We start from the raw sequence: 8471 nt of genomic DNA on the forward strand, positions 1-8471 counted from the left end.
GTTTAACTATATATCGTATAACGATATAATAAACCCTATCTGATATATTTGCAAGTCAAAATAAAAAAGCCACAATCTTTTTTCAGATTGCGACTTTATTTATATTTCTTCAAGCTTCTCAGCATCTACTTTTGGGAATGTCATCGTCAGCTTGCCATTCTTCACCTGTTCCTCGTAAAGGGCATAGTCCTCTGCAAAATAGGTGCCCCGCGGTGTGACGTCCGGAATGGTCTTGAACTCACTCGCTAAGAGAGCTGTGAAGTATTTGCTGAGGCCGTATTCGTACATGCCGCCGACTATCACTCGTAAATCGGGTATCGCTTCTTTAATCGCGAGCAGCGGATAGCCGCCACCGAGCCGTGCATATTTTGCGACGATGATTCTGACGCCTGCCCCGTAGTATCTGATGATATTGTCAATACTGGATGCTGATTCATCTATCGCGAGTGGCAGATGCCGGTTGGCGGCGTAGAGTCTGAGGTCGCTGAACGGCTCCTCAAAATAATCGATGTCAAAGGCCAGCAAGGCTTCAAGTGTCGGTACGTCCTTCTCGCCCAGGCTGCCGTTCGCATCTATCACGATGTTGATATCGGTATCACCTGCTCTGACTGACCTGACCTCGTCTAAGACATGTTCGCTCCACTTGATTTTCACACGGTTCTCTGGCTTGATATGCTGTCCGCTATGCAGCGTGTAACCTAACGGCACAGTGACTGCTGCCCGTTCATTCAGGCTCTGCCAGCCGATATAGTCAAAGAGCGCCATCGCATGAGGGGTACGGCGAAACGGTGCCAGTAATGCACCGAGTTGAGCGTAGTCCTGCCATTCGCTTGCCTTAATCTGTTCATATATATGCTGGACAGACTGGTAAACCGTCTCAATCGTCTCCTCATGATACCAGTCCGTCTCAAAGGCATTGGATTCTGCATAGTAAGTGGTACCGGCCACCTCAAGTGAGATCACCAGCACTTTTCTCGTCGTCAGATCTGCTTTGACGGTCTTAATCGGATGCTTGAAGGGGGCTTCATAGGTATAGCACTTCAGGTTACTGAATTTCATCAAGCAGCCATTCCTTTACGCGATGTCTAGAAACCTTGCTGTTACTCGTGCGGTGTAAGTGCTTGATCCGCTTGTACAGCACGGGTCGTTTATATTTCGCAATCTCTTCCAGTGTCTTAGTGATCTTATCATCAAGGTCGCTCTCACTTTCATAGACGAGGGCAGGCACTTCACCCCATTTAGCATCCGGAATACCGACGACAGAACACGCACTGATATCAGGGATACTCAAAATTAGTTGTTCGATTTCACTCGGATAAATATTTTCCCCGCCTGATATGATCAGGTCTTTTCGGCGGTCCAGAACATAGAGATGGCCATTTTTAATATGACCGACATCGCCAGTCATAAAATAATCGCCGCTGAATGCCGTGTCATTCGCCCCTTCCGGGTAAAGATAGCCCTTCATGACGTTGTCACCGCGTACCAGTATCTCTCCAGCGCCGTTCAGCGGTGCCGCCACTTTAATATCATCTGTCACAGGCCCGACTGAATTCGGATGATTCACCATATCGGCAGGTGATGCCGTGATAAATTGCGAAGCGGTTTCAGTCATGCCGAATGAAGTATAGACCGGAAGATCACGTCGCAGACATTCTTCGAGTGTACGGTCATCGAGCTTCGCACCACCGATCAACAGCCCTTCAAGCTGGTGACGTTCCAGCCCTGCGTCCAACAGCCATTCAAGCGTCTGCGGGACAAGTGAAATATGTGTGATGGCATCTTCAGCTATAGACTGATTGATGGCCTCCGCATCAAATTTATCAAACAGCACAATCGTAAATCCATCCATCATACTTCTGACAAGGACACTGAGTCCTGAAATGTGGTAGAGCGGTAAAGCGAGCAGCCATTTAGAGTCTCTGTCAAACGGAAAACTGATTTTACAGCGTTCTGCACTCGCAACATGGTTCAGGAAAGTGTGCGGTACGGCTTTTTGAACACCGGTTGTTCCTGAAGTGAACATGATGGACATGATATCCTCGGGATTATAGGTTGTAACTGCTGAGCGTTCTGCCATTCCCTTAAATAACGTTTCAGGCATGATGCAGCTGAGCGATGTATAGCTGTTATCTGTAATAATCACATCGACACCAATAGAATCAAGCTGACGCTTCACTTCTGATTCTGTCAGATGTGTATTGACCAGCACCATCTCTATATGAGCAAGCACTATCGCATGCATAATAATGACAGAATTCAGCTGGTTCGTCGGCTGAACTGCAATCCGACTGGGAAGTTCCATTTCAAGGAGCTGATCTTTCACAGCGCTTGCCTGTTCATATAATTCGGCAAAGGTCAGTGTACTCTCATTAAACTTCACTGCAATGTGGTCCGGGCGTTCTTTTGCTTGTTTTACTAAATTATGTTGCACTGACCTTCTCTCCTTTAACTTTAAAATACGCGCATGCTTTAGAAGCAAACGCGTAAAATAGAACTTATGGGAATTTAGGGAACTGATCGAAGTCCGGCTGACGTTTTTCTTTGAATGCGTCACGACCTTCTTTCGCTTCATCTGAAGTATAGTAAAGTAATGTTGCGTCACCAGCAAACTGCTGCAGACCTGCTAATCCATCTGTATCTGCATTCATTGCTGCTTTCAGGAAACGAAGCGCTGTTGGTGAATGCTGAAGAATTTCTTTACACCATTTCACTGTCTCGTCTTCAATATCAGCTAAAGGTACAACTGTATTGACTAAGCCCATATCAAGCGCTTCCTGTGCGTTGTACTGGCGGCATAAGTACCAGATTTCACGCGCTTTTTTATGTCCGACGATACGAGCAAGGTAACCAGAACCGTAACCTGCATCAAATGAACCGACTTTAGGACCTGTCTGACCGAAACGAGCATTGTCAGCAGCAATTGTTAAGTCACAGACGATATGAAGGACATGTCCGCCACCGATCGCATAACCACGAACCATCGCGATAACCGGTTTAGGGATGACACGAATCAAACGCTGTAAATCAAGTACATTTAAACGTGGAATGTTATCATCGCCTACGTAGCCACCGTGACCGCGGACTTTCTGGTCACCACCAGAACAGAATGCCATATCGCCTTCACCTGTTAAGATGATGACACCGATACGCTGGTCGTCACGTGCACGAGAAAACGCATCGATCATTTCCATTACTGTGTTAGGTGTGAATGCGTTACGAACGTGAGGACGGTTAATCGTGATTTTACCGATTCCCTCGAAGTATTCATATTTAATTTCTTTGTATTCTTTAACTGTTTCCCAGACTCTAGACATGTTATGCCTCCTTAATGAATTCTAATACTATTGTATCAAAAATTTCGGGATGTTCCACATGAATTGAATGGCCTGCACTCACTTCGATGTGCCGGCTGTCTTTAATACGCTGTGCCATATCTATATTGATGGTTTTAAATTTCTGGTCCAGTGTGCCTGTCAGCAGCAGCACCGGACAATTAAGCTCTGCTAGTTCAGGCCATAAATTCGGCTGACTGCCTGTCCCGTAGTCCATAAGTGCTTTCTTAAGACCAGCCGGTTCCTGACTTCTTCTGATCGTGCTGAGTTTCTGCTGTTGCGCTTGATTAAGGGGCACTGCAGGCTTAAAGAGCGGTAAGTTCTCCCAGTGCTGCACAAACTGCTCATAGTCCAGCATGAGACGGTCTCCGCGCGCCTGGTCTATTCGCTGACGTTCTTCTCTTTCTTCAGCCCGTTCAAGTCCAGGAGACGTACTTTCCAGAATCAGAGCGTGTACCGGATACTTCAGCGCGTAATAAAGAGCAATCCGGCCACCCATTGAATAACCATAAAGAATGACCTGCTGATAGCTTTCACGACTGATGACTTCATGCAGTTTTTCAGCGATCCAGTCAAAGGACCATGTCTCAGATAGATCGCTTCTGTCAGCCCCGTGACCCGGCAGATCAACTCTCAAAATATCTGTCTCAGTGCGCAGGCGTCGAACTGCGTCGGTATAAGTGCGGCTGTCCCCCATAAAGCCATGCAGCATCACAAGAAGCGTGCCATGACCTTCCTTTGTCCAGTGGCTATTCATTAAGCGCCGCCTTCACTTTCTCATTCAGCGCCTGATGCGCCTCGAAGTTGTTATGACGGTCCGTTCTAACCTCGTAGAGCACATGTGTCGCTTCAGGTAGCTTAATATCGTCATCTGCCAGACTGTAGGCCAGCTCATATAATGCAGCTACATGCCTGAAATCAAGACCAAGCGGCGTACCATATAACCGCTCAAACAACGCCTCTTCTTTACGCTGCGGTAAGTAACTGAATATACCGCCACCATCATTGTTCAGCACTATTATCCGTATATTCGACCGTTCAAGTTTGTGCATAATCAGCCCGTTCATATCATGATACATAGAAATATCGCCGATAAAAAGATTGACTGTGTGATGTGCCGCCATCCCGAGTGCCGTTGAGACAACACCGTCTATGCCGTTAGCACCGCGATTACAATAGGCACGGCCATGCTGCATAAAAGTGTCACCGTCCCGTATCGGCATACTGTTACCGAAAAACACCACTTCATCATCCGGAATCTGCTGCAGCAGTTTAGCAACAGCGGTCCCTTCGTCTGTGACTGCGTCAATATGGGCCTCAATCACTTCACTCAGGGTATGCTCTAAATGCTGAAATACGCTGACAAGGTCATTCCTGACATCTAAATCAAGCTTCAGCATCGATTTAAAGAACTCGGCCGGCTGCATATTGAAGTGATGCTGCGGCACGACCGGAAAGGTATCAGGTTCACTTTTCTCCTGAACTAATATCTGCGGGCATGTCTGCTTAGTCAGCCACTGATTAAGCTGTTTAGAGACGACCGGCTTACCGATACGGATAATGTAATCAGGCTTGAGCGTCTGCTGACTTTTAAATAGGGTATCGGCCGTCCGGATGAGCTGCGGATGATTCAGCCCTCTGAGCTGACTCAGCACATCGGCAAGAACCGGCAGCTTGAACTGCTCAGCTACTTCCATTACATAGTCAAGTTTCTGATGCTGGCAGTCGCCGACAACCATAACGCCGTTTCCTGCTGCAAAGAGCGCGCTGAGAGAACTCAAATCCACCGTCCGTTCTTCTTCAAAAGTAATGACCGGTTCAGGTGCCAGCAGTTCGACTGCAGTCAAGTCCGGAATCAGGGGTTCACGGAACGGCACATTGAAATGGACTGGTCCTCTGTCAGACCCTGTAAAGTAATGCGACGCCTGCAGCATGGTTGCCTCAATCAAATCATGAGGTGCCTCGTATAGATCAGCCAGCGGAAAATCGATGTCGAACTTGACGAAGTTTGAGTACATTCGCACTTGATCGATTGCTTGAGGCGCTCCGACATTTCTCAGTTCATGCGGGCGGTCACCAGTCAGGACGACAAGCGGCAGCTGACTGATATAAGCTTCTGTTATTGCGGGTGTGAAGTTGCTCGCTGCTGTCCCTGAAGTACAGATAATCGCTACCGGTCTTTCCGTTGCCTTGATCAGACCAAGCGCAAAAAACGCAGCACTTCTTTCATCAGGATGAATATATGTGATTAACTCCGGATGCCTTTCACTGGCCATCGCTAGAGGGGTCGAGCGGGAACCGGGCGAAATCACCACTTCTCTTACGCCGTAATCATAAAGTCGTTTAACCAGGTGATAGACTTGTCTTGTTAATGCTTCATTTTTCATTCTGTCACTCCTAATAGCTGCAGCATCGGCTTGAATTTAGTTTCAGTTTCATCGAGCTCAGACTCAGGTATACTGTCTGCTACCACTCCGCAGCCTGCAAAGAGAACAGCAGTGTTTTCCTTGATAAGCATCGAGCGGATAGCAACGATAAATTCACCTTCAAATTCAGCTGTCACATAACCCATAGGCGCACCGTAAAAGCCGCGATCTCCTTCTGCCTGTTCAATAAATGCTGCTGCTGCCTGCTTCGGAAATCCACCGAGTGCCGGTGTCGGATGCAGCGCCTGGCTGATGTTCAGCACGTTCCCCTTTTCTATTTTTGCCGTAATCGGCGTATAGAGATGATAGACGAACTGGTTTGTCATAATCTTCGGTGAATCAGGGACGTTCATACAAGTTGTAAAAGGCTCAATATCTGCTGTGATGCTTTTGACGACAATATCATGCTCCACTAGATTTTTAGCATCCCTCAATAATTTCTGAGCGGCATGGTTAAAGCCTCTGGCCATCGTACCGGCAATAGCATTGGTTGACAGCTGGTCCGCCTTGACTTTAACCAGCTGCTCCGGTGTACGTGATACAAAGATGCTATTCTGCCCTTCCATCAGTAGAAAATAACTGTATTCATCGTTCTTCAGACCACGCTCGATCAGCCACGCGCTGTCAACCGACTCGTTCATGACCACTTTCTTCTGTCTCGATAAGACGACTTTGTCAAATTGATCAGCTTTCATCGCTTCAACTGCGGTCGCAACGTTACGAAGAAACTGCTCTTCATTCTGATTGCTGACAGACTGAATGACAGGCGCTTTGACCTCGCTAACTGAACGCCAGTTTAAGATTTCTTCTTCTGTCATATCCGTATAACTGTATGTCAGCTGGTTATTCTGGCAGAGTATCTGAATCTTCGGCCAGATGAAATGGCTATGACCAAACTCGTCAAATAACGGACTGTTCCCCGCATCAAACTGAAACCCACCAAACAGGCGGATGTGATGCGGTTCTTTTGTCTGCTCAAGCAGTGTCTGAAACTGCTCTGTGATCCGTTCAGGACTGCGGCTCTTCTCTTTAATCATATAAGCATGTCCGAGACCGATCAGCCATTCACTTTTATCTTTATTCATATAGAAATAACGCTCACCCTTATAGCGGGCAGCGGCCTTGAACAGCTCAGCGGGTGATTCATACGCGCCTGTCTGTTCTGTGATTTGTATATTTCCTTTCGACATACGTTCAGCTTCCTTCAAATTCTTTTTAGTCTTATCTATTTTACCATTTTTAAGTCTTCTGCGTAGGATTCTCGCTCCTGCATTGACTAAGATTTCAATAAAGCATAAAATTTAAGCAGATATGAAGGAATAGGAGCTTAAAAATGTCAGAACATCTTGCTACACAAACTGGTTTCAAAAAATATTATCATCTGATGCGTCCACATACCCTTACCGCTTCATTTGTTCCGGTACTGGTCGGAACAGCGGCAGCTAAAGTATTTGGCGATATCCGTCTCGACTTGCTCATCGTCATGCTGATTGCCTGTCTGCTGATTCAGGCGGCAACCAATATGTTCAATGAATACTTCGACTATAAACGCGGACTGGACGATCATACTTCTGTCGGTATCGGCGGCGCCATCGTTCGTAACGGGATGTCACCAAAATCCGTTTATAATCTGGCGGTCGCTTTCTATATTATCGCAGCCATTCTTGGTCTTTATATTTGCTGGCAGTCATCATGGCTTATCTTACTCGTCGGCATTATCTGTATGGCAGTCGGCTACTTCTACACAGGCGGACCTGTTCCTATCTCATGGACACCATTCGGCGAAATTTTTGCTGGTTTCTTCATGGGCTTTGTCATCATCATGATTACTTTTTATATTCACACGGGTCATTTAAGTGTCTATCCTGCTGTACTCAGCATCCCCGTGTCAATCAATATCGGTATGATCAATATGGCTAACAACATACGTGACCGTGTTAAAGACAAGATCAGCGGCCGTAAGACATTTGTCATTCTTGTCGGAAAAAATATCGCCATTATCACAATAGCCATTCTTTACGCACTCAGCTTCATCATTATTCTTTATGTGACTTTCACAAAAGATTATGGCTCACTCTTCCTGCTCATCGTTTTCCTGAGCGCGAATCTGCCAATCAAAGCGGTCAGACGCTTCTTTAAAGGTGACAAGCCAATCGAACTGATGCCTGCCATGAAAGTAACCGGACAGTTCAACACTGTATTTGGCTTTCTGCTTGCTATCGGCATCTATCTATCAGCTATTACAGGTATATAAAAAAGACCGAATCCACGGAGAGGTCACTGAAAATCTCCTTTAATAATCTACGATTATTCTGATAATTAAAGAAGAATCGCAATTGAATAAAAATCTTTTAGAGAACATGAATTTTGAAATTCATGTTCTTTATTTTGTTCTCATCATTTAAACTTAAGGAAACAGGGGGGAGTCGTTCAATGATCAGACCGGATTCACAGAAGATGAACAGTAATTATTCAGACCTTTATGACATAGTTGTACCTAAAAATAATAAACTGAGAAGAATGAAAGACATTATCGATTTTTCATTCATCTACGATGAAGTAATAGAAAATTATTCGATCACAAAAGGAAGAAGTGCCGTAAGTCCTGTCAGAATGTTCAAATATCTGCTTCTGAAAGTTATTTTTGATTTATCAGACGTTGATGTGGTGGAACGCTCACGTTATGATATGTCTTTTAAGTTTTTTCTGG

The 8471-nt window shown here is 45.8% G+C and carries 8 protein-coding genes; 2 read left to right on the forward strand and 6 right to left on the reverse strand.

All coding sequences use genetic code 11. The features are described 5' to 3' along the window. Nucleotides 1–99: 99 nt before the first annotated feature. The 6 genes from ERX27_RS02630 to ERX27_RS02655 all read right to left on the reverse strand — a co-directional run bounded on the left by ERX27_RS02630 (nt 100) and on the right by ERX27_RS02655 (nt 6951). Complete coding sequence (locus ERX27_RS02630; RefSeq protein ID WP_133431283.1) at nt 100–1059, reverse strand: enolase C-terminal domain-like protein; 960 nt, start codon at nt 1057–1059, stop codon at nt 100–102. Beyond that, nucleotides 1046–2434, reverse strand: coding sequence for an o-succinylbenzoate--CoA ligase (gene menE, locus ERX27_RS02635; protein ID WP_165983061.1), 1389 nt, complete (start codon nt 2432–2434; stop codon nt 1046–1048). The genes ERX27_RS02630 and menE overlap by 14 nt, the downstream gene beginning before the upstream one ends. A gap of 64 nt (nt 2435–2498) precedes the next feature. Beyond that, on the reverse strand, nt 2499–3317 hold the full coding sequence (gene menB / locus ERX27_RS02640) for a 1,4-dihydroxy-2-naphthoyl-CoA synthase (RefSeq protein ID WP_133431285.1): 819 nt from the start codon (nt 3315–3317) through the stop codon (nt 2499–2501). A 1-nt stretch (nt 3318) separates the two neighbouring features. After that, the gene (gene menH, locus ERX27_RS02645; RefSeq protein WP_133431286.1) at nt 3319–4092 is read right to left on the reverse strand and encodes a 2-succinyl-6-hydroxy-2,4-cyclohexadiene-1-carboxylate synthase; all 774 of its coding nucleotides are present in this window, start codon (nt 4090–4092) and stop codon (nt 3319–3321) included. After that, nucleotides 4085–5722 (reverse strand): 2-succinyl-5-enolpyruvyl-6-hydroxy-3-cyclohexene-1-carboxylic-acid synthase, encoded by a 1638-nt coding sequence (gene menD, locus ERX27_RS02650; RefSeq protein ID WP_133431287.1) that lies wholly within the window; start codon nt 5720–5722, stop codon nt 4085–4087. The genes menH and menD overlap by 8 nt, the downstream gene beginning before the upstream one ends. Then, nucleotides 5719–6951 carry an isochorismate synthase gene (locus ERX27_RS02655; protein WP_133431288.1) on the reverse strand — a complete coding sequence of 411 codons (1233 nt, stop codon included), beginning with the start codon at nt 6949–6951 and terminating at the stop codon, nt 5719–5721. Before ERX27_RS02655 ends, menD begins: the two co-directional genes overlap by 4 nt. Before the next feature lie 143 nt (nt 6952–7094). On the opposite strand from ERX27_RS02655, the gene ERX27_RS02660 reads away from it, so the two are divergent. Continuing rightward, a complete protein-coding gene (locus ERX27_RS02660; RefSeq protein ID WP_133431289.1) occupies nt 7095–8015 on the forward strand; it encodes a 1,4-dihydroxy-2-naphthoate polyprenyltransferase in 921 nt (306 codons plus the stop codon). A gap of 179 nt (nt 8016–8194) precedes the next feature. Further along, on the forward strand, nt 8195–8471 hold a 277-nt coding region (locus ERX27_RS02665; protein ID WP_165983062.1), incomplete at its 3' end, for a transposase.

Origin of the sequence: Macrococcus brunensis, from assembly GCF_004359615.1 — a bacterium.
Classification (GTDB): Bacteria; Bacillota; Bacilli; order Staphylococcales; family Staphylococcaceae; genus Macrococcus; species Macrococcus brunensis.